This window comes from Mycolicibacterium sp. TUM20985 (genome assembly GCF_030295745.1).
In the GTDB taxonomy this organism is placed as follows: domain Bacteria; phylum Actinomycetota; class Actinomycetes; order Mycobacteriales; family Mycobacteriaceae; genus Mycobacterium.
This window is the reverse complement of sequence record NZ_AP027291.1, coordinates 2,408,215-2,429,871: the sequence shown is the minus strand read 5'-3', so window position 1 is coordinate 2,429,871 and position 21,657 is coordinate 2,408,215. Positions and strand designations below refer to the sequence as shown.

Sequence of the window (21,657 nt, the reverse complement as noted above, 5' to 3'; positions counted from 1 at the left end):
TCAGAAGGGTGGTGGCTCAGGCTCTTTGGTGAAGGCGTCGTCGTACTCGAGGTCTTCGTCGGGGATGTATGCCGATGCGGGCGGTTCGGTGCGCTTGCGGTGGTTGTGGGCGCGTTCGACTTTGATCGCCGCAGCGCGTTCCTGGGCGCGGGTGCGACGCCGCCGCGGCATCATCACCGACCGATCACCACACGGCGCGGTCGCGGGGACTGCGGCGGTGACTAATTCGGTGGGTGCACACAGGTTGGGAAACAGCCACGCGCTGCCGGGGTGGGTGACATACCTCGTGCCCGACGGGGCCGTCCAGATCAACGTGCCATCGGCGAGCTGTTCGTCACGCCACCCCCAGAACGTCTTCAGCAAATGATGGAGCCGGCACTTGCACGACAGGTTCGCCGCCTGCGTCGCCCCGCCCTGGGCATACGGCACGCTGTGGTCGATGTCGCAGCGGTTCGCCGGCACGTCACACCCCGGGAAACGGCACGTCACATCCCGATTGCGGACGAACGCCGCCAACGCTGCCGACGGTACGTACCCCGCCTCCGGGGCCGCGTCCCCGGGGTGGATGAGCGGCCGCAGCCGGGCCGACGTCGCCAACTCCGCGACCAGCTCGGCGGGGATCAACCCCTCGTAGCCAAGCATCGCCGCCGGGGTACTCCCGGTCGCGTTGACGGTCGCGGCCTCGGCGATCACGTGGATCACCACCGCGCTAGCGGTCTTCCCGCCGGCCGGGCAGTCCGGGTTGCCGCACCGGCACCCCAACCGCTCCGCGCGGGCGGCCAAGGCGTCGAACGCATCGGCGCGGCGCTGGGCCACCGTGCGCGGATCGTCCTCACACACCGTGGCGGCCAGCGCGGTGAGCGTGTCGGCCACCGCGTGACCGGTGGAGGCGTACACCGTGGCGTGAATCTCGGCCAACCCGTTGTCCACATCCCCGACGAACACCTCCCGCCCGGCCACCCGGTCCTTGCGGCGGCGGACCGCATCGAGGTCCACCTCGGCGACGACCTTGTCGATCCGGGCGGCCAGCTGGCTGCGGTTTGGTCGATCCCCACCGCGGCGCCGCAAGTGCTAGGCGTTGGTCCACCCGCGCCAACACCTCCGCATCGAGGATCAACCCGGTCCGGAACACACACGCCCGAAACGTCGCCTCGTCGATGTCCCCGGCGATCAACGCCTGACCCAGCCGGGGAAGCTGCTCGCGCATCGCCCGGGCGTAGCGCAGATGCGATGCGGCTAGGCCGGCGCTGATCGACAACGCCGCCGACAACTCGGCACACACCGCGTCCTCGGCGTCGACCGCCCAGTCCGCGGTCTCATCCGACAGGCGCATCCGCAGCCCGAACAGCTCCCCGGTCGCCCACAACCGGGCCCCGGCCGCGCACGCCTCGGCCCGCGCCGCCGAGCAGATCTGCTGCACCAACGCCACCGGAACACCATTCGAATCGAACATGTGTTCGAGTATGCCACCGGGGTCCGACACAAGCCTAAGACAAGGGCCCCACCGGACGCTCGCCCGGCGGGGCCCTTGCCAGCGCGACCTAGGCGAAGCGGGTCGTGCCCGTCACCAGCTTGCCAGTGACGTTGCGGCCGTTGATCTTCGAGAGCAGCGAACCGTTCTGCAGGGTCACCGACTGATCGGCTTGCTGCAGGATTCGCTTGTTGCGCACCTGAGCCTGGAACTGTGCAGCGTTGAGCTGCTGCAGCTCTGCCTGCTCGAAGTCGCGGCCGCTCACCCCGCCGTTGAGCTGAACGCCCGTCACCGATCCGTCGGGACGCACGATCCAGGAGGCCCGCACTCCGTCGAGGTCGGCGGTGTACATGCCCGCGGGGGCGTCGACGGCGTTGGCGGTGAACGCGTACTTGGTGCCGTTCATCGTCAGGTCACCGGACAGGTCGGAGCCGGTGAGCTTCGCCGAGAGCGTGTCCTTGAACTTCGACGTGATGTCGATCGCTCCGTCGGCTTGGTTGCCGAAGAACCACGCTTCGTCGTCGATGCCGTTGCAGGCGTAGGCGGCGATCTCATCACCGTCGACGGAGATGCCGATGGTCATCTTCTTGCCGTCGGCCTCCATGTCGGCCATGTATCTGGCGGATGGGGGGAACGCCGCGGACGTGGCGGCGACAGTGGGCGATTTCTCGCTCGAGCAGGCGGACAGGGCGCCAAGGGCGATGAGCGCGATGACACCGACGATCAGGGTGCGAAGGAGTTTTCTCATGTGGACCAGCATCTACGCGCCCGTGCGTCGTTACATGAAGATTGAGTGGAGATTCCATGGAGATCGGCCCGGTTGGTCGTCACTCGGCGAGGAAGTCGGCCACCTCGTTGCGGAAGACCTGCCACGCCGGCTCGTCTTCGCTCAACAGATGGTTGTTGCTCGACAGTGCGACCAGCCGGGAATCGGGGATGATCGCCGCCAGCTCCTCGCCGTAGCGCATCGGAACCCGATGATCGTCGAAGGCATGCAGGATGAGCGTCGGGCACGTCACGCGTTCGGCCAGGTCGCGGACATCGATGCGGGCGAACACCTCGAGGAACCGGACGGCGTTCTCGGGTGAGGTGGTCCGGCGTTGCAAATGGTCGAACGCCTCCCAGTCGGTACGCGTGCCGTCGGGCCGGAACTGCGCGGCGAACACCTGCCGGAACACGGGGTCGTCCCGCCCCCATCCGACCCGGGCAAGGTCGAGATCCAGTGCGGCAGCCCGTCTTTCGTCATCATTCATGGCACGTACCGATCGTCCTCTGGCATACGCCGAGCACAGGACGAGCTTGGTGACCCGTTCGGGATGCCGGGCGGCATAGGCCACCGCGACCGCCCCACCCTGAGACACGCCGAGCAGCGGAAACCTCTCCAGCCCAAGCGCTTCCACGACAGACTCCAGATCGGAGACCCAGTCCTCGAAGGTGAATTCACCGGCGTCCCAATCGGACAACCCACAGCCGCGTTCGTCGTAGCGAATGAACTGGTGTTCCGATGCGAGATCGCGCACCCAGTGGCGCCACACCGGGCTTTCGATGTCGTACCCCAGATGGGTCATCCAGTTGGCGGCGCGGACGAGTGGGGGCCCTTCGCCGGCGACCGCATACGCCAGCCGGATGCCGTCGGCCGCACGGCAGAACGCGATGTGCTGACGCGGCGGTGGGGGCTCCGGCTCGGGCTCGACCGCCGGCTCGGGTGCGTCGACGACGAGGGTGCCGACGAACTGGTAGCCCCGGCCACGGACGGTGCGGATGAACCGCTGAGACTCACCGTCGTCGCCGAGTGCCCGGCGGGCTGCCTTGATCCGACTGGTCAGCGCCGCCTCACCGACGAAGCGACCGCCCCAGACGGTGTCGAACAGCTCCTCCTTGGTGACCAGACGCTCGTGATGGGCCACCAGCTCAGCCATCACGTCGAACACCTGAGGCTCGATGCGGATCACCACGCCGTTGCGGCGCAGCTCGTAGCGGGCGGTGTCGAGGACGAACTCGTCGAAGACCCACGCGCGGCCGGGCGAGGCCGACTCCGTGGGCGACATGAATAGAGATCGTAGCCGCATAGCGCCTGCTCGGCGGGGTTCAGCGCCAGCCGTCGGCCGCCTCCGCCGCGCGCATCAACTCACCGCACAGGTCTCTGAGCTCTGCGGCCGCGGCCCCTTCCTCGATGGCGGTGGCCATGTCCTCTGCGGCGCACCGCACCTGGTAGACGCGATCGGATAGCGCGGCGGCCTCCTCGGCGGTCAACACGACCGAATCAGGTGCTACCGCAGTGCCCTTCACCATCGCCCGCTGCTCGTAGGCGCGCTGACGGCACGACTGCCGGCAGTACTGCCGACGGCGCCCCATTCCGCTGTCGGGCACCTCGCGACCGCACCACCGGCACGGCTGCACTCGGGTTCGTCGTCGGTCGGGTGCCACGGGTTCCGACTGTAAACGGCCGACGGCACCGATCCCGGTATCATGGACAGTCGCGTCGGGAACTTCGCGCCACACGGCTGCGTTGATACCGCGGAACATCTGTACAGAGGAGTAGTGACTATGGCTGATCGTGTCCTGCGAGGTAGTCGACTCGGAGCCGTGAGCTACGAGACCGACCGCAACCATGACCTGGCGCCCCGTCAGGTGGCGCGCTACCGGACCGACAACGGCGAGGAGTTCGAGGTTCCCTTCGCCGACGAGGCCGAGATCCCGGGTACCTGGCCCTGCCGCAACGGCATGGAGGGCACGCTGATCGACGGTGACGTGCCCGAGCCCAAGAAGGTCAAGCCCCCGCGTACGCACTGGGACATGCTGCTGGAGCGCCGTTCGGTCGAGGAACTCGACGAGTTGCTCAAGGAGCGTCTCGACATCATCAAGACGCGGCGTCGCGGCAGCAGTAGCAGCAGCTAGCGCACCACGCCGCGGGCGCGGTCGATGCGCCCGCGGATCCCCCACTCGGCGATCTTGAAGATCGCTTCGCGGATGTTGGAACCACTCATCTTCGACTTGCCGAGCTCGCGCTCGATGAACGTGATGGGCACTTCCTTCACGATGAATCCCGCGCTGATCGTGCGCCAGGTCAGATCCACCTGGAAGCAGTAACCCTTGGAGTCGACGGCGCCGAGGTCGATCTTCTCGAGCACCTCACGCCGGTAGGCCCGGTAGCCGGCGGTGATGTCGTTGACGTCGACCCCCAACGAGATGCGTGAATATCCGTTGGCCGTGCGCGAGAGCACCATCCGCCGGCGGGGCCAATTGCGGACCGTGCCGCCGGGCACGTATCGCGAGCCGATGGCCAGGTCAGCGCCCTCGTCGACGGCGTCGAGCAGCCGGTAGAGCTCCTCGGGAGCGTGCGATCCGTCGGCGTCCATCTCGACCAGGACCGAGTAACCCCGGCCCAGACCCCACGCGAAACCCGCCAGGTAGGCCGCACCGAGACCTGCCTTGCTGGAGCGGTGCATGACGTGGATGCGATCAGGGTCGGCCAGCGACAGATCGTCGGCCAACTCCCCCGTGCCGTCCGGGCTGCCGTCATCGACGACGAGGATGTGGACGTCGGGGCGCGAAACGTGCACGCGACCGACGATCAACGGCAGGTTCTCGCGCTCGTTGTAGGTCGGGATGATGACCAGCGTGCGCTCACTGGGGCGGTCGCCACCGGTGCTCATGAGTGATCCCGCCTCGCGTCTCGCTCGTCGGTCATGTCACTCCTTCGTCTTAGATTCCTCGCCGTCGGCGACCTTCCGGCGACGGCGCGTGAGCTTCCCTGCGAACGCTCCATTGTGCAACATCGCTCCGACGACGGCGCCAGCACCAGCGATCACGATCAAGGCCTGGATCCACGGGCCCCATCGCGTCGCCGGGGTGAGGCTGGTCTTCAGTTGGATCTGGGCATCGAGGTAGGCCGGTTCGAAGAACGCGGTACGCGCCTGTTCGCGCCCGTCGGGCCCGATCACGGCGCTGATGCCGGTGGTTCCCGCCACGACGACGTAGCGGTCGTGCTCGACGGCGCGCAGCCTGGCGAAGGCCAGCTGCTGGACGCTCATCGACTCGTCGAAGGTGGCGTTGTTCGTGGGCACGGCGATGAACTGGGCCCCGTTCAGCACCGACTCACGGCCAGCCCGGTCGAAGATCACCTCCCAGCACGTCGTCACGCCGATCGGGATCCCGGCCGCATGGACGACGCCGTTCCCGTCACCGGGTACGAAGTACCCCGCACGATCGGCGAACGATGACAGCATCCGGAAGAAACTGCGCCACGGCAGGTACTCGCCGAACGGCTGCACGATCTTCTTGTCATGGCGCTCGCCGGGCCCACTGGCCCCGTCCCAGACGATCACGGTGTTCGTCGCCTGCGGGTCCTCCTGCGTGTACCCGGGGGCGGAGACGACGGCGCCGACGAGGATCGGCGCCCGGATCGCGTCGGCGGCGACCGCGATCTGCTCGGCCGCGTCGCGGTTGGCGATCGGATCGATGTCGGACGAGTTCTCCGGCCAGATGACGACGGCCGGCTGGGGTGCCCGGCCGGTTCGGACGTCCTCGGCGAGCTGCAGGGTCTCTCGGACGTGGTTGTCGAGCACCGCGCGCCGCTGAGCGTTGAACTCCAACCCGAGTCGCGGCACGTTGCCCTGGATCGCGGCCACCGTCGTGGTCGGGTCCTCGCCGGCACCGGCGGCGGACTGACGGACGTAGGGGGTTCCCGCCGCGACCGCCAACAGGACGAGGGCCACGCTGACCCCGGGCGCGACGACTGCGGGCGGGAGGGCGTGACCCGTGTGGTGACCGTTTCGCCACCACTGGGCCGCTTCGATGACCAGGGCTCCGAGGCCGAAGCCGACGAGTGCCACGGCGAACGACACCAGCGGCACCCCGCCGAAGTGCGCGATCACCAGGAGCGGGCTGTTGCTCTGGGTGAATCCGACGACACCCCAAGGGAATCCGCCGAACGGGATCGTGGACTTGAGCCATTCGGCCAGGACCCACAGGCAGGCGAACCACACCGGCCAGCCGGGCAGGCGCCGCACGATGACCGCGAGGACTCCGAAGACGGCGGGAAAGAGCGCCTCCATCGCCGACAGCGCGAGCCAGGGAACGGCTCCGACCAGACCGCTGATCCACGGAAGCAGCGGCACGTAGAACGCGAGCCCGAACAGGAATCCGTAGCCGAAGCCACCCGCCCTGGTGGTCGACGGATGGGTCAGCACCCACGCAAGGAGACCGAAGGCGACGAACGTCGACAACCACCAGCCGAACGGCGGGAAGCTGACGCAGACCAGCAGGCCGGCCGCGATCGACGCGGCGATCCGCAGGGCCCGGGGGCCGAGGATTCGCCGCCATCGGTCGACGATCGGCGTCCGTTCGCGAGGCTCCGTGCGCTCAACCATGGATGGCGACGCCCCGGTGGACCGTCTGGCGGCAGACGGGCAGGGGCGCCTCTGGGACGAGGCGGGGTAACGCCGGAATGCGGGACCGGGGGTCAGTCGACCACCGCTGCACGGTGTCGGCGGGGGCGGCCACTTCCAGCGCCGCCGGACCACCGGGCACGTCCCACACCGCGTACGTCGCAGGTGCGCCGGGGGTCAGGGTGCCCGCCACGCCGTCCCGGACGCCACCGGCCCGCCAGGCGCCACGGGTGGCCGCGGCGAACGCCGCCCGCGCCGAGAGCGCACTTCCCGGGGTGTGGTGGGCGGTCGCGGCCCGCACCGTCTCCCACGGATTCATACCGGTGACGGGCGAATCGGAACCGAAGGCGAGTGGCACGCCTTGGGATGCTAACAGCGCCAGCGGGTTGAGCCGACGCGCCCGCTCGGCACCCAATCGCTGGGCATACATGCCGTCCGGCCCACCCCAGAGCGCATCGAAGTTCGGCTGCATGCTGCCGATGACGCCCCAGCTACCCAGCTGACCCGCTTGCGCCTCGGACACCATCTCGAGGTGTTCGAGGCGGTGGCCGCAGCGGGCAACGGCTGGGGCGCCGAACCGGTCCACGACGCGGGTCAGGGCGTCCACCACCGCGGTGACGGCGGCGTCGCCGATGACGTGGAAGCCGGCCGTGATCCCCGCTTCGGTGCATGCGGTCAGGTGGGCTTCGATGGCCTCGACGTCGAGGTACGCATTGCCGACGCAGCCGGGCGCATCCACGTAGGGGTCGTGCAGCCACGCCGTGTGCGAGCCAAGGGCGCCGTCGACGAACAGGTCTCCCCCGAGGCCACGCGCACCGGTGTCGCCGAGCAACTGGCGCGCCTCGGCGGCGGTGCCGACCGCCTCGCCCCAGTACCCGATCACCTCGACGCCGTGCTGCAACGCGCGGAGCTCGGTCCAGTCCTCGATGCCGCCGATGTCGGGGCCTGCGCACTCGTGGACTGCGGCGATGCCCGAGCGGGCGGCCAGGTCGAGTGCCGCCAGCCGGGCCTCGCGGCGCTGGGCGGGCGTGAGCAGCGCCCTGGCTGCCGCGCGCACCAGGTGGTGCGCCTCGGTCGTCAATGGCTGTTGGTCGTGGTGGCCGGCCGCCGCCGCCAGACCGGGCACCGATCGGCGCAGCGCGGTCGACGCCGCCGCCGAGTGCACGTCGACTCGGGCCAGGTAGGCCGGTCGATCGCCGAGCAGCCCGTCGAGGTCGGACGTCGTCGGCGCGACGGGCGACGACCATCGCGACTCGTCCCACCCGTGCGCCCAGATCAGGCCCGTGGGGTTCGCGCGGGCGTACTCCCCGATCAGCCGCAAGGCGTCGTCCCGCGACGCCGCGGGTCGCAGGTCGAGTCCGACGACCGCCAGTCCGGTGGCGGTGACGTGGACGTGGCCGTCGACGAACGCGGGCGTCACGAAGCCGCCGTCGAGGTCGATCACTCGAGCGTCGGGGAACTGCCTGCGGCCGACGTCGTCGGCACCCAGCCAGGCCACCACGCCGTCGGGACCGTCGCTGACCGCGATCGCGGTCGCGTCGGGCATGGTCGGGCTGTAGACCTGACCGCCGACCAGAAGCGTCGTCAAGCGACGTCGGGATGCTGGGGCAGGCGGGGCGGCTCGACGTCGGTCACGTCGATCACCTCACCGTCGATGACGTCACCGCGGTTCGGTCGGTAGGCGGTGCCGCCCGACGTCGTGACGATGAGCGGGATCCGTCCGAGACCGCGCGCAGCCAGGGCGGTCACCGCGGGGCGCGCGGCGGCGCGGGTCGGCGGCAGCAGGAGCAGCAGCCCCAGCGCGGAGGTGACGAGGCCCGGGATGACGGTCAACACCGTGCCAAGGGCGACCAGCGCGCCGTCGGGCACCGCGCCACGCGGTGCGGCGAGGCCGGTCCGCAACCGCTCGATCTGCCGTTTCGTCTGAGAACCCGCGAGGACGAGCCCCAGCGCGAACGTTCCCACCACCAGCAGGAAGGTCCAGCCGAATCCGATCGTGGACACCAGGGCGACCACCACCGCCAGTTCGACGAGGACGTAGACGAGGAAGAGCCGCATAGCCATACCGTGTCAACGTTCCACGGGGCGCCGGGGTTCCTAACCCGCGGGTGCGGACGGCTCGGCCGCGCGCACCTCGATTGCGGCATGCACCTTGTCGACGCCGCCGCGCAGCCGCGCCTGCGGGACCCACCACCACGCGTGCCACCAGTAACGCTTGGTCACCATGTCGAATACGCGCCGCGTCTCGGACTTCGGCAGCATCCGCGCGACCGCCTCGACCGGTTCGCCCTTCACCTTGCCGAGCACGCCGCACTTCTGGATGGTGACCCGCGGAGTGTTGTTGATGCGCTTGGTCTTCCACGATCCGTCGTCCGTGCTGATCAACAGCTTGTCACCGTCCGGCACACCCCACACCGTGGTGGGCTTGGGGCGCCCGTCCTTGGTGAAGGTGGTCAGCAGCAGGTACTTCTCCTTCGACACGTCGGTGAAGGTGGGCACTAGATCCCCTGCCCCGGCGTCGCCTGCAGTTCGATGCCGACGTTGTTCTTCTCGCCGCCCCGGAGCTTGCTGAAGACGTTGAAGACCTTGCCGATGAGCCCGTACCGCTTGCCGATGGCGTCGTACACCTTCGGGGTCTCGGACTTGTCCAACACCACCGCGACGGCTTCGACCGCCTCACCCTTGGGCTTGCCGCCGCGGTCGCACTCGGCGATGGTCACCTGCGGCGTGTTGCGGATGCGCTTGACCTTCCAGGACTTCTCCTGGGTGATGGCGACCACGCGATCGCCGAGTGGGGCCACCCAGATGGCGGTCGGCTTGGGCCGACCGTCCTTGGTGAACGTCGTCAACAGCACGTATTCGGATTTGGCGACCTCGGCGAATGTGGCGGGCATGACGCCAATCTAGTGGTCCCTAACCCTCCAGGTCGCCCTCGGTCTCGAGGAGCACCCGTCGCAGTCCGTCGAGGGTGGCGGGATCGGGCTGGGCCCACATTCCGCGCCCGGCCGCCTCGAGCAATCGTTCGGCCATGCCGTGCAGCGCCCATGGATTGGATTCGTCCATGAACTTCCGGTTCTCCTCGTCGAGGACGTACTCACCGGCCAGACGCTCGTACATCCAGTCGGCCATCACCCCCGCCGTGGCGTCGTACCCGAACAGGTAGTCGACGGTGGCCGCCATCTCGAAGGCGCCCTTGTAGCCGTGCCTGCGCATCGCCGAGATCCAGCGCGGATTGACCACCCGGGCTCGGAAGACCCGTGTCGTCTCCTCCGACAGGGTCCGCGTGCGGACAGCTTCCGGGCGGGTGTTGTCGCCGATGTAGGCCGCCGGGGCACGCCCGGTCAGCGACCGCACCGTGGCGATCATGCCGCCGTGGTACTGGAAGTAGTCGTCGGAATCGGCGATGTCGTGTTCGCGAGTGTCGATGTTCTTGGCGGCGACCGCGATCCGGCGGTACTGCCGGTTCATGTCGTCGGAGGCGGCCGACCCGCCGAGACCGCGGCCGTAGGCGAAGCCGCCCCACGCCGTGTACACCTCGGCGAGGTCGGCGTCGTCGCGCCAGTTCTTGCTGTCGATCAACTGAAGCAGACCGGCGCCATAGGTCCCTGGCTTGGAGCCGAAGATGCGTGTCGTGGCGCGACGCTTGTCGCCGTGCTCGGCGAGGTCTGCCTGCGCGTGGGCGCGGACGTAGTTCTGGTCTGCCGGCTCGTCCAGGTCGGCCACCAGGTTGACGGCGTCGTCGAGCATCGTCACCACGTGCGGGAAGGCGTCGCGGAAGAACCCCGAGATGCGGAGCGTCACGTCGACCCGTGGCCGACCCAGTTCGGCCAGGTCGATGGGCTCAAGGTCGACGACCCGTCGTGACGCGTCATCCCAGATCGGCCGAACGCCAAGGAGCGCAAGCACTTCGGCGACGTCATCGCCCGAGGTCCGCATCGCCGACGTACCCCACGCGGAGATTCCCACCGAACGCGGCCACTCGCCGTGGTCGGCCCGGTAGCGCTGCAGCAGTGAATCCGCAAGACCCACACCGGTTTCCCACGCCAGTCGCGACGGGACCGCCCTGGGGTCGACGGAGTAGAAGTTGCGCCCCGTGGGCAGCACGTTGACCAGCCCACGCAGCGGCGAACCCGACGGACCGGAGGGGATGAAACCGCCGTCGAGGGCATGCAGGACCTGAACGATCTCCCGATCGGTCTGCCGCAACCGCGGCACCACCTCGGTCGCCGCGAACCGCAACACGTCGGCGACGGTGGCGTCGTCGGCGATGCGGTCGACGGCACCGGCGTCCCAACCGGTTTCGGCGAGGGCGGCGACCAGCTCACGCGCCCGCGACTCGGCGGCGTCGACGTCGGCGCGCAGGTCCGTGCCGTCCTCGACCAGTCCCAGCGCTTGCCTCAGTCCCGGCAGCGACTGCTCGCCGCCGAACAGCTGCCTGGCCCGCAGAATGGCCAGCACCAGGTCGACCTCACTCTCGCCGGCCGCGGCGTGACCGAGGACGTGGAGCCCGTCGCGAATCTGGGAGTCCTTGATCTCACACAGCCAACCGTCGACGTGCAGCAGCATGTCGTCGAAGACGTCTTCTTCCGGCCGATCCTGCAAGCCCAGGTCGTGGTCCATCTCCGCGGCCCGCATCAGCGTCCAGATCTGCTGCCGGATGGCGGGCAGCTTGCCGGGATCGAGTGCCGCGATGTTGGAGTGCTCGTCGAGCAGTTGCTCGAGTCGAGCGATGTCGCCGTACGTCTCGGCCCGGGCCATCGGGGGAATCAGGTGATCGATGAGCACGGCGTGCGCCCTGCGCTTGGCCTGCGTACCTTCGCCCGGATCGTTGACCAGGAACGGGTAGATCAGCGGGAGATCGCCGAGAGCGGCGTCGGTGCCGCAGGTCGAGGACATGCCCAACGTCTTGCCCGGCAACCATTCCAGGTTGCCGTGCTTGCCCAGGTGCACGACCGCGTCGGCCTTGAAGCCATTGGTGAACTCCGAGTCGAGCCACCGGTAGGCCGCGAGGTAGTGGTGGCTGGGCGGCAGGTCGGGATCGTGATAGATCGCGACCGGGTTGGCACCGAAGCCGCGCGGCGGTTGGACCACGATCACGATGTTGCCGAATTGCATTGCCGCGATGACGATCTCGCCGTCGGGATCATGACTGCGGTCCACGAACAGCTCACCGGGCGGCGGACCCCAGTGCTCGACGACGGCGTCGGCGAGGCCCCTTGGCAGCTTCGCGAACCAGGCCCGATAGTCGCGTGCCGACACTCTGATCGGGTTGCGCGCCAGCTGTTCCTCGGTGAGCCAGTCGGGATCCTGCCCGCCGCGCTCGATCAGGGCGTGGATCAGCGCGTCGCCATCTTGAGCGTCCACCCCGGGCACGTCGCCGATCTGATAGCCGGCGTCGCGCATCGCCGTCAACAGTGCGATCGCGCTCGCCGGGGTGTCGAGACCAACGGCATTGCCGATGCGCGCGTGCTTGGTCGGGTACGCGGAGAAGATCAGCGCGACCCGCTTGTCCTCGTTGGCGACGCGTCGCAGGTTGGCCTGCCGCACCGCAAGGCCCGCGACGCGCGCGCATCGTTCCGGGTCGGCGACATAGGAGATCAAACCTTCGGCGTCGATCTCCTTGAACGAGAACGGCACCGTGATGATGCGACCGTCGAATTCGGGCACCGCCACCTGGGTCGCCACGTCGAGCGGACTCATGCCGTCGTCGTTCTCGATCCATCTGGCGCGCGAGTTGGTCAGACACAGGCCCTGCATGATCGGGATGTCGAGCGCCGCGAGATGGGCGACGTCCCAGGTATCGTCGGCACCGCCGGCGATCACCGTCGCAGGGGCGGCCCCACCGGCCGCCAGCACCGTGGTCACCAAGGCGTCGACGGAGCCGAGGAGCTCGAGCAGTGCCGGGTCCGGATTACGAAGCGACGCTGCGAAGATGGGGACGGGTTGGCCGCCCGCTGCATCGATGGCATGGCACAGCGCGCCGACGTAGGCGGTGTTACCCGCCAGGTGCTGGGCGCGGTAGAAGAGCACTGCCACGCGTGGGCCGTCGTTGGAGGCGACGTGGCCGGCCGGGCACTCGAGCACGCCCCACGTCGGCGTCGGTTCGGGTGGCGAGAAGCCGAAGCCCGTCATGAGCAGTGTGTCGCTCAGAAACGCATGCAGCTGTTGGAGATTGGTGACGCCACCCTGCGCCAAGTAGACGTGCGTCTGTAGCGCGACACCGGCCGGCACCGTCGAGTGGCTCATCAGATCGGCATCGGGTGACTGCTCACCGCTGATCACCACCGTGGGCACGCCCGCGGCGACGACGGCGTCGATGCCCTCCTGCCAACTTCGGTATCCACCCAGGATCCGAACCACGGCGATGTCGGCACCATCCAGCAGGGATTCGAGCTCACCGTCGACGAGCCGGCTGGGGTTCATCCACCGGTAGCCCGCACCGCTGGCACGGGCCGTCATAAGGTCGGTGTCCGACGTAGACAGCAGAAGAACGGTGGGCTGGTGCACTCACCATTCGTACCGCACGTCAGCGGTCGGAGTTACCCCACCTGCCGTACCACGACTCCCGGTACGGGTGGCCGAGAACTGCGAGCATGCCGAGCACCACCATCGCGAAGACGAGAAGTCCCATCATTGCCATTCCTCCTGTGTCGTCTCGATGCGTCATCGAGGTTCTCAAGAAACGTAATACCGGCGGTACCGGGTAAACGGCTTTCGTGTGGGACGGAACACACTCGGCCGAAACGTGACGGAAGTCACTCGTAGTTCGAATCGTCGACATTCGAAGGGTGGCGGGCTGGCTCGATCCGTGCGGCAATTGATGCATGTCCACTTCCCCTGTCATCGTCAAACTCGGTGCGAACATCGGTGCGCGGGTCGACGGCGTACGGCTCGGCGGCGATCTCGACCCGGCCACCATCGTGGCGATCAACGACGCACTGCTGACGCACAAGGTGATCTTCTTCCGCGATCAGCACCATCTCGACGACGAGAGCCAGCTCGCCTTCGCCAGGACGCTCGGCACGCCCACCATCGCGCACCCGACGGTCACGTCGCGCGGCGCCGACGTACTGCCGATCGACTCGCGCTACGACAAGGCCAACTCGTGGCACACCGACGTCACGTTCGTCGACCGGATCCCCAAGGCCTCACTGCTGCGCGCCATTGCGCTGCCCGAGTACGGCGGCACCACGACATGGGCCTCGACGGAAGCGGCGTACGACCAGCTACCGCCACCGCTGAAGGCGCTCACCGAGAACCTGCGGGCGATTCACACCAACGACTACGACTACATCAAGGACGTCGCAGAGGACGTCGACGGCGTATCGGACGACGTCGCGGCAAACACCCGTCAGTACCGCGAGGAGTTCGTCTCGGCGGTCTACGAGACCGAGCACCCGGTGGTACGCGTCCACCCCGAGACGGGACGCCGCGTGCTGTTGCTCGGTCACTTCGTGAAGAGGTTCGTCGGTCTCGGCAGCATCGAGTCGACCACGCTTCTGCAGCTGCTCCAGGCGCGAGTGACCAAGCTGGAGAACACCATTCGCTGGAACTGGCTTCCCGGTGACCTCGCCATCTGGGACAACCGCGCGACCCAGCACTACGCCGTGTCCGACTACGACGACCAGTACCGTCGCCTGAGCCGGGTCACCCTGGCCGGTGACGTCCCCCTCGACGTGCACGGTGCCCCCAGCCGGGTCATCACCGGGGACGCCTCGCACTACTCGGAGGTCGTGGCGCCGCCCCGCCTGGTCGCCGTACCGTAGGTGAATGGCCAGGATCCGCGATGACGACGCCTGCCCCGGTGCACTCCAGGTGCATCAGGCGGCGGACGGTGCGCTGGCGAGGGTGCGTCTGCCCGGCGGCATGATCGACGCCACCCAACTGGAGGCGCTGGCGCTGGCTGCGCACCGGTTCGGTTCTCCCGCAATGGAACTCACCTCCCGCGGTAACGTGCAGGTGCGCGGCGTCACCGATGCCGAGGGCCTGGCCGAGGCCATCGCGGAGGCGGGCCTGCTCCCATCGGCCAGCCACGAGCGGGTGCGCAACGTCATCGCCTCCCCGCTGGCCGGCCGCCAGGGCGGTGCGGCCGACGTCCGGGAATTGGTGCGCGCACTGGATGCGGCGATTCAGGCCAGCCCCCGACTCGCCGACCTGCCCGGTCGCTTCCTGTTCGCCGTCGACGACGGCCGCGGCGACGTGTCCGGGCTCGGCGCCGACGTCGCGCTCCACTTCCTCGATCAGGACACCGCGGCCGTGTTGGTGGCCGGCGTCGACACCGGCATCCGCACGCAGAACGGGGTGTCGACCCTGATCGGCCTGGCGGAACGGTTCGCCGAGATCCGCGGCACCGCCTGGCGGACGACGGAACTCCCCGACGTCGAACCGTTACTCACGGGCCTCGATCGCACGGCCGAGCCGGGCGCCACGTGGCCGCCCCTGGTTAGACCCCCCGTCGGCTGGATTCAGCAGGACGACGGCCTGGTCACCCTCGGCGCGGCCGTTCCCCTGGGCGTCCTGACGACCAGGGCAGCGGAGTACCTGGCGGCGATCGGATCCCCCCTGGTGATCACGCCGTGGCGCTCGGTGCTGGTCTGCGATCTCGACGAGGGGATCGCCGACGCCGCGCTACGGGTACTCGCGCCGCTCGGGCTGGTCTTCGACGACGCGTCGCCGTGGCTCGACGTCAGCGCGTGCACCGGCAGCCCGGGCTGTGTCCACTCCGCGGCCGACGTCCGCAGCGATGCTGCTCGGGCGGTGCACGACGGGGCCACGACCTCACACCGGCATTTCGTGGGTTGCGAGCGCGCTTGCGGCAGCCCGCCGATCGGTGAGGTGCTGGTGGCCACCGCAAGCGGTTACGAGCTACGTCACCCGTAGGGTGATCTGGTGCTCGACTACATCCGCGACGCCTCCGAGATCTATCGGCAGTCGTTCTCGATGATCCGAGAGGAAGCCGATCTCACGCGCTTCCCCGAGGACGTGTCGCGTGTCGTCGTCCGGCTGATTCACACGTGCGGTCAGGTCGACGTCGCCGAGCACGTGGCCTTCACCCCGGGTGTCGCGTCGTCGGCCCACCGCGCGCTGGCCGCCGGAGCACCGATTCTGTGCGATTCGTCGATGGTGGCCGCGGGCATCACCCGGGCGCGGCTGCCCGCCGACAACGAGGTGGTCTCACTCGTCGCCGATCCGCGGGCGGCCGATCTGGCGGCACGCTTGGGCAGCACACGCTCCGCCGCGGGCGTCGACCTGTGGGCCGAGCGACTCGGTGGCGCGGTCGTCGCCATCGGGAACGCCCCCACCGCCCTGTTCCGCTTGCTCGAGCTGCTCGACGACGGCGCGCCCGTGCCCGCCGCCGTCCTCGGCGGCCCGGTCGGTTTCGTCGGCTCGGCGCAGTCCAAGGACGAGTTGATCGAACGCCCACGCGGCATGGACTACCTCGTCGTGACGGGCCGACGCGGCGGCAGCGCCATGGCCGCAGCAGCGGTCAATGCGATTGCGAGCGAACGGGAATGAGCGACATGGGCACACTCTGGGGCGTCGGGCTGGGCCCCGGTGACCCCGAGTTGGTCACGGTCAAGGCGGCCCGGGTGATAGGCGAGGCCGACGTCGTGGCCTACCACAGCGCCCGCCACGGACGCAGCATTGCCCGCACCATCGCCGAGCCCTACCTGCGGCCCGGCCAGCTCGAAGAGCACCTGGTCTACCCGGTCACCACGGAGACCACCGACCACCCCGGCGGCTACGCGGGCGCGATGGAGGACTTCTACCAGCGGGCGGCCGACCGGATCGCCGGCCACCTGGAGGCGGGTCGGGACGTGGCGTTGCTCGCCGAGGGCGACCCGCTGTTCTACAGCTCGTACATGCACATGCACACCCGGCTCACGGCCCGATTCGACGCGGTCATCATCCCCGGGGTGACGTCGGTGAGCGCCGCCTCCGCGGCCATCGGACGTCCACTCGTCCAGGGGGACGAGGTGTTGTCCATCCTGCCGGGCACGCTGCCACCCACTGAGCTCAAGCGCCGGCTCGCCGATACCGACGCTGCCGTGATCATGAAGCTTGGCCGGACGTATCCCGCAGTGCGGGAAGCACTCTCGGCAGTCGGCCGACTGGACGACGCCTACTACGTCGAGCGCGCGAGCACCGACCGGCAGCGGGTGTCCCCCGCGGCCGACGTCGACGAGTCGACGGTCCCCTACTTCTCGATCGCCATGGTGCCGGGGATGACCGGCGGCAAGCCGGCCGCGGACACTGCCGAAGGAAGCGCCGTCGGGGGCAGCGTCGTCGTGGTCGGCCTCGGTCCCGGCGACGTCGACTGGATGACGCCACAGTCGCGCCACGAGTTGGCGGCCGCCACCGACCTGATCGGCTACGGCCCGTACCTCGACCGGATCCCTGCCCGCGACGGCCAGCGCCACCACCCGAGCGACAACACCGACGAGCCCGCTCGGGCCCGGCTGGCGTGCACGCTCGCCGAGCAGGGCCGCTCGGTGGCCGTGGTGTCGTCCGGCGATCCCGGCGTGTTCGCGATGGCGACGGCCGTGCTCGAGGAGGCCAAGCAGTGGCCGGGCGTCGACGTCAGGGTGATCCCCGCGATGACGGCAGCCCAGGCCGTGGCCAGCCGCGTCGGCGCCCCGCTGGGCCACGACTATGCCGTCATCTCGCTGTCCGACCGGCTCAAGCCGTGGGACGTGATCGTCGACCGGCTGCGCGCGGCGGCCACCGCGGATCTGGTGCTGGCGATCTACAACCCGGCGTCGAAGAGTCGCACCTGGCAGGTCGCGGCGATGCGGGACCTGCTGCTGGAGCACCGCGACCCCGGCACGCCCGTCGTCATCGGCCGCGACGTCTCCGGACCCGCCGAACACGTGCACGTCGTGCGGTTGGCCGACCTCGATGCCGCCGACGTCGACATGCGTTGCCTCCTGATCATCGGCTCGTCGCAGACGCAGTGGCAGCAGGCCGACTCGGCGGACGGCCCCGTCGACCGCGTGTACACGCCGCGTCGCTATCCCTCCTGACGCCCGCCTGCTACTGTCGCGCGTCATGACCAGGCCCTCGGCACCGGCCCCGTCCATTCCTCGCAGCCCGACGGACGTGACGCCGCAGTGGCTGGAGTCCGTGCTGGGAGTCGAGGTCGACGCGGTGGACGTCACTCCCATCGGAACCGGCCAGACCGGCGCGACCTATCGACTCGCGGTCGCGTACCGCGACGACGGGACCGGGCTGCCGGACAGCTTCGCCATCAAGCTCTCGTCCCAAGACGATGCGGTACGAGAGCGCGTGGCCCTGGGCTATCGCTCCGAGCACGCCTTCTACACGGGTGTTGCCGACGTCGTAAGGGTACCGATCCCGCGGCACTACCACTGCGAGATCTCCGACGACGGAGGCGATTTCGTGCTCCTGCTCGCCGACATGGCGCCCGCCGTCCAGGGCGACCAGATCAGCGGCTGCACGATCCTGGAGGCCGACCTCGCCGTGCGCGCCCTGGCCGGCCTGCACGGGCCCACGTGGTGTGACCCCCGGTGGCCCGAGTTCCCCGGGCTGGTCATGTCGATGACGACCGAGGAGTCCATGAAGGGGCTCGGCGACATCGCCATGATGGCCGCGCAAATGACGCTGGACCGGCTCGGCGAGCGGATGACCGCCGAGAATCGCGACACGGTGAACGAGGCGATGTCGCTGGTAGCGCCGTGGTTGCTGGCCGACCGCGATCGCTTCTCGCTGATGCACGGCGACTACCGCCTCGACAACATGCTCTTCGACCCGGACCGCACCCGGGTCACCATCGTCGACTGGCAGACGTTGGGGGTCGGCCTGCCCGCGCGCGACCTGGCGTACTTCACCGGGACCAGCCTGCTGCCCGCCGCCCGGGCGGCGTCGGACGAGGACCTGGTCGCCACCTACTACTCCGAGCTCATGGCTTACGGCATCACCGATTACGACCGTGAGACCTGCTGGCGCGACTACCGCGTCGGCATGCTGCAGGTGCCGCTGCTGTCCGTGCTCGGCTGCGCATTCTCGATCTCGACCGATCGCGGTGACGACATGATGCTGGTCATGCTGGAACGCGGCTGCCGGGCCATTCGCGACCTCGGCAGCCTGGACCTCGTCAGAGGGCTCTGACCCACTCGGCCGCGGCCGCCACGGTGGACACCGCGGCGACGCCGGGGGGCAGATCCGGACGATCCACCATCACGACGGGGATCCCGAGATCGTCCGCGGCCAGCACCTTGGCCCTGGTCATGTCCCCGCCGCTGTTCTTCGTCACCAGCGCGTCGATGGCGAAGTCGTGCAACAGTTTACGCTCGTCGTCGTAATCGTACGGGCCGCGAGACAGCAGCAGTCGGTGACGCGGCGGCAGCTCGGTGTCGGCAGGCGCAGTGACCGCGCGGATCAGGAACCAGGCGTCCACGCCCGCGAATGCTGCACTCCCGGAACGGCCGGTGGTCAGGAAGACCCGCGCATATCCGTTGCGCGCCACGACGTCCGCGGCGTGAACGTCGGAGTCGACCACGATCGCGTCGCCCGTCGGCCACGCGGGGCGGGCCAGGACCACGTGCGGCAGACCCACCAGCGCGCATGCGCTGGCGGCGTTGGCGGTGATGCGCGCGGCGAACGGGTGCGTGGCGTCGACGACGGCGTCGACGCGCTCGTCGCCCAGCCAGCGTGCCAGCCCGTCGACACCCCCGAAGCCGCCGATGCGGACCTCGCCCACCGGCAGCGCCGGATCGGGGACCCGACCGGCGAGTGAGCTGATGACCGCGGTGTGCGGATGCAACTCGGCGGCGAGCGCCCTCGCCTCGCCCGTTCCACCGAGCAGGAGCACCCGCACTAGTGTCGGCTCCCGCGGCGCCGGCCCGCCGAGTACAGATAGCTATCGGAGAAACCGTCCGCGACGAGCACGTCGCCGACCACGATCACGGCGGTGCGCGTGATACCCGCGACGTGCACCTGCTCTGCCAGCTCGCCGAGCCGGCACCGCAGCACCGTCTCCTGCGGCCACGACGCGAAGGCGACCACAGCGCAAGGGGTTTCACCGTCGTATCCGCCGGCGAGCAGCTCCGGCACGATCGCATCGACCTGTGCGGCGGCGAGGTGCAGCACCAGCGTGGCCCCCGGTGCCGACAGCGAACGCAGGTCCTCCCCCTCGGGCATCGCGGTCGACAGCGTCGAGACGCGGGTCAGCGTCACGGTCTGCGCGACCCCCGGCACGGTCAACTCCCGCTTCAACGCGGCGGCCGCGGCCGCGAATGCGGGCACCCCGGGCACGATCTCGTAGTCGACGCCCGCCGCGTCGAGGCGACGGCACTGTTCGGCCACCGCGCTGTAGAGGGACGGGTCGCCCGAGTGCAGCCGCGCGACGTCCAGCCCGGCGGCGTGAGCGTCGGTGAGCTCACCGATGATCTGCTCCAGCGTCAGCGGGCCGGTATCGACGACGCGCGCGTCCGGTGGGCAGAGCGCCAACAGGTCGTCCGGCATGATCGAGCCCGCGTACAGACAGACCGGACACCGCTTCAGCAGGCGTTCGCCGCGGACGGTGATCAGATCGGCGGCACCTGGGCCCGCGCCGATGAAGTAGACGGTCACCGCTTGGTCACCGCCCACTGGGTGATGGGCATCGCGGGGCGCCACCCGGTGAAACCGCCGACGGGTTCACCGCGGTAGTGCTGGAACCGGCGCAGCGTGCCGCCCAGGCGTGAATACCATTGGTAGATGAGCGCTTCCGACTCGACGGTGACCACGTTGGCGACCAGCCGACCGCCCACGGGAAGCCGGTCGAGGCAGCCTTCGAGCAACCCTGGGTGCGTCAGTCCGCCACCGACGAAGACGGCCGCCGGTTCCGGGGCGCCGTCGAAGTGGCTGGGCGCCGCTCCCCGCACCTCCACCGCCGCGCCGTTGGCAATCGCGTTGTCCTCGATGCGGGCCCGCCGCACCCCGTCCCGTTCGAACGCCACCGCCGTGCACCCGGGGCCGCTACGGCACCACTCGACGGCAATGCTTCCCGAACCAGAACCGACGTCCCACAACAGCTCTCCCGGCCGCGGGGCCAGGGCGACCAGCACGAGGGCACGGATCGACTGCTTGGTGAGCTGCCCGTCGTGGGCGAACGCGTCGTCGGGAAGAACCTGCGTGAGCCGGTCGTCGGGCAGGTACCGCACCGCCATCACGTTCAGCGGGTCGATGTCGTGTGGCGGCCGATCCGCCCACTCCCGCGCCGTGGCCGACCGACGCCGCTCCCGCCCGCCACCGAGTTGCTCGAGCACCGTCAATTCCGAATCCCCGCGCCCGATCTCGGCCAGCAGGCGGGCCAGCGTGGCGGGACTGCTGCCGTCACGCGACAGCACGACGGCCTGGCCGCCCCGGCGCACGGCGGTGTGCGCCTTGGCGGTCACCAGGCTGATGATCTCGGTGTCCTGCACCGCCCACCCGACCCTGGCGCACGCCAACGTCACCGACGACACGTGCGGCAGGACCGCCACCACCTCCGGCCCGTAGAGCCGGATCAGGGTGTTGCCGATCCCGTGCAGCAGGGGGTCCCCGCTGGCAACGACGTGCACGTCACCGCCGTCCGACCCGTCGAGCAGGGTGCGGACCGCGGGCATCATCGGAGTGGGCCACGGCCGCCGGGGTGCCGACACGGAGTCGTCGAGCAGCTCGAGCTGCCGGGGTGATCCGTAGATGACTGTGGCCCTGGTCAATTCGGCGCGGGAGACGGCCGACAGCCCCGCCATTCCGTCCGCTCCGATGCCCACGACGACGATCATCGGGTCACTCTGCTCTTCGCGCAAG

The 21,657-nt window shown here is 69.4% G+C and carries 20 protein-coding genes and 1 pseudogene; 6 read left to right on the top strand and 15 right to left on the bottom strand.

Annotation, left to right across the window (positions count from 1 at the left end):
- The 5 genes and pseudogenes from QUE68_RS11885 to QUE68_RS11865 all read right to left on the bottom strand — a co-directional run bounded on the left by QUE68_RS11885 (position 1) and on the right by QUE68_RS11865 (position 3,898).
- Entirely contained in the window at positions 1 to 996 is a 996-nt protein-coding gene (locus QUE68_RS11885; RefSeq protein WP_286275646.1) for an HNH endonuclease signature motif containing protein, read from the bottom strand.
- A gap of 106 nt (positions 997 to 1,102) precedes the next feature.
- Positions 1,103 to 1,453: pseudogene (locus QUE68_RS11880) on the bottom strand (DUF222 domain-containing protein); the annotation flags it as partial.
- Between the two features lie 88 nt (positions 1,454 to 1,541).
- Complete coding sequence (locus tag QUE68_RS11875) at positions 1,542 to 2,219, bottom strand: hypothetical protein (RefSeq protein ID WP_284226237.1); 678 nt, start codon at positions 2,217 to 2,219, stop codon at positions 1,542 to 1,544.
- A gap of 79 nt (positions 2,220 to 2,298) precedes the next feature.
- Positions 2,299 to 3,519: an alpha/beta fold hydrolase gene (locus tag QUE68_RS11870; RefSeq protein WP_284226236.1), complete on the bottom strand. Its 1,221-nt coding sequence runs from the start codon at positions 3,517 to 3,519 to the stop codon at positions 2,299 to 2,301.
- Between the two features lie 40 nt (positions 3,520 to 3,559).
- Complete coding sequence (locus tag QUE68_RS11865) at positions 3,560 to 3,898, bottom strand: hypothetical protein (protein ID WP_284226235.1); 339 nt, start codon at positions 3,896 to 3,898, stop codon at positions 3,560 to 3,562.
- A gap of 120 nt (positions 3,899 to 4,018) precedes the next feature.
- On the opposite strand from QUE68_RS11865, the gene QUE68_RS11860 reads away from it, so the two are divergent.
- Positions 4,019 to 4,369: an RNA polymerase-binding protein RbpA gene (locus QUE68_RS11860; protein ID WP_284226234.1), complete on the top strand. Its 351-nt coding sequence runs from the start codon at positions 4,019 to 4,021 to the stop codon at positions 4,367 to 4,369.
- On the opposite strand, the gene QUE68_RS11855 is transcribed toward QUE68_RS11860, so the two are convergent.
- From QUE68_RS11855 to cobN, 7 genes are read right to left on the bottom strand one after another with little or no spacing between them, the layout of a single operon-like run.
- A complete protein-coding gene (locus tag QUE68_RS11855; protein ID WP_284226233.1) occupies positions 4,366 to 5,127 on the bottom strand; it encodes a polyprenol monophosphomannose synthase in 762 nt (253 codons plus the stop codon). The two genes, QUE68_RS11860 and QUE68_RS11855, sit on opposite strands and share 4 nt — an antisense overlap.
- A gap of 36 nt (positions 5,128 to 5,163) precedes the next feature.
- Positions 5,164 to 6,843 carry an apolipoprotein N-acyltransferase gene (lnt, locus tag QUE68_RS11850; protein WP_284226232.1) on the bottom strand — a complete coding sequence of 560 codons (1,680 nt, stop codon included), beginning with the start codon at positions 6,841 to 6,843 and terminating at the stop codon, positions 5,164 to 5,166.
- The gene (locus tag QUE68_RS11845) at positions 6,836 to 8,449 is read right to left on the bottom strand and encodes an amidohydrolase (protein WP_286275645.1); all 1,614 of its coding nucleotides are present in this window, start codon (positions 8,447 to 8,449) and stop codon (positions 6,836 to 6,838) included. The genes lnt and QUE68_RS11845 overlap by 8 nt, the downstream gene beginning before the upstream one ends.
- A complete protein-coding gene (locus QUE68_RS11840) occupies positions 8,446 to 8,925 on the bottom strand; it encodes an FxsA family protein (protein ID WP_284226230.1) in 480 nt (159 codons plus the stop codon). The genes QUE68_RS11845 and QUE68_RS11840 overlap by 4 nt, the downstream gene beginning before the upstream one ends.
- A gap of 33 nt (positions 8,926 to 8,958) precedes the next feature.
- Positions 8,959 to 9,360 (bottom strand): PPOX class F420-dependent oxidoreductase, encoded by a 402-nt coding sequence (locus QUE68_RS11835; RefSeq protein ID WP_284226229.1) that lies wholly within the window; start codon positions 9,358 to 9,360, stop codon positions 8,959 to 8,961.
- Positions 9,360 to 9,755, bottom strand: a complete 396-nt coding sequence (locus tag QUE68_RS11830; RefSeq protein ID WP_286275644.1) for a PPOX class F420-dependent oxidoreductase — start codon at positions 9,753 to 9,755, stop codon at positions 9,360 to 9,362. Before QUE68_RS11830 ends, QUE68_RS11835 begins: the two co-directional genes overlap by 1 nt.
- Positions 9,756 to 9,774: 19 nt before the next feature.
- Positions 9,775 to 13,320 carry a cobaltochelatase subunit CobN gene (cobN, locus tag QUE68_RS11825; protein WP_286275808.1) on the bottom strand — a complete coding sequence of 1,182 codons (3,546 nt, stop codon included), beginning with the start codon at positions 13,318 to 13,320 and terminating at the stop codon, positions 9,775 to 9,777.
- 365 nt (positions 13,321 to 13,685) lie between these two features.
- On the opposite strand from cobN, the gene QUE68_RS11820 reads away from it, so the two are divergent.
- The 5 genes from QUE68_RS11820 to QUE68_RS11800 are packed head-to-tail and all read left to right on the top strand — an operon-like array spanning position 13,686 to position 18,990.
- A complete protein-coding gene (locus QUE68_RS11820; RefSeq protein WP_286275643.1) occupies positions 13,686 to 14,627 on the top strand; it encodes a TauD/TfdA dioxygenase family protein in 942 nt (313 codons plus the stop codon).
- A gap of 4 nt (positions 14,628 to 14,631) precedes the next feature.
- The gene (gene cobG, locus QUE68_RS11815) at positions 14,632 to 15,741 is read left to right on the top strand and encodes a precorrin-3B synthase (RefSeq protein WP_286275642.1); all 1,110 of its coding nucleotides are present in this window, start codon (positions 14,632 to 14,634) and stop codon (positions 15,739 to 15,741) included.
- Between the two features lie 9 nt (positions 15,742 to 15,750).
- A complete protein-coding gene (locus QUE68_RS11810) occupies positions 15,751 to 16,377 on the top strand; it encodes a precorrin-8X methylmutase (protein WP_286275641.1) in 627 nt (208 codons plus the stop codon).
- The gene (locus tag QUE68_RS11805; protein WP_286275640.1) at positions 16,374 to 17,885 is read left to right on the top strand and encodes a precorrin-2 C(20)-methyltransferase; all 1,512 of its coding nucleotides are present in this window, start codon (positions 16,374 to 16,376) and stop codon (positions 17,883 to 17,885) included. Before QUE68_RS11810 ends, QUE68_RS11805 begins: the two co-directional genes overlap by 4 nt.
- A gap of 25 nt (positions 17,886 to 17,910) precedes the next feature.
- Positions 17,911 to 18,990, top strand: a complete 1,080-nt coding sequence (locus QUE68_RS11800; RefSeq protein ID WP_286275639.1) for a phosphotransferase family protein — start codon at positions 17,911 to 17,913, stop codon at positions 18,988 to 18,990.
- Here QUE68_RS11800 and QUE68_RS11795 read toward each other — a convergent pair.
- From QUE68_RS11795 to cbiE, 3 genes are read right to left on the bottom strand one after another with little or no spacing between them, the layout of a single operon-like run.
- Positions 18,977 to 19,699 (bottom strand): cobalt-precorrin-6A reductase, encoded by a 723-nt coding sequence (locus tag QUE68_RS11795; RefSeq protein WP_286275638.1) that lies wholly within the window; start codon positions 19,697 to 19,699, stop codon positions 18,977 to 18,979. The two genes, QUE68_RS11800 and QUE68_RS11795, sit on opposite strands and share 14 nt — an antisense overlap.
- A complete protein-coding gene (gene cobM, locus QUE68_RS11790; RefSeq protein ID WP_286275637.1) occupies positions 19,699 to 20,454 on the bottom strand; it encodes a precorrin-4 C(11)-methyltransferase in 756 nt (251 codons plus the stop codon). The genes QUE68_RS11795 and cobM overlap by 1 nt, the downstream gene beginning before the upstream one ends.
- On the bottom strand, positions 20,451 to 21,632 hold the full coding sequence (gene cbiE / locus QUE68_RS11785) for a precorrin-6y C5,15-methyltransferase (decarboxylating) subunit CbiE (protein WP_284226216.1): 1,182 nt from the start codon (positions 21,630 to 21,632) through the stop codon (positions 20,451 to 20,453). The genes cobM and cbiE overlap by 4 nt, the downstream gene beginning before the upstream one ends.
- Between the last annotated feature and the right edge of the window lie 25 nt (positions 21,633 to 21,657).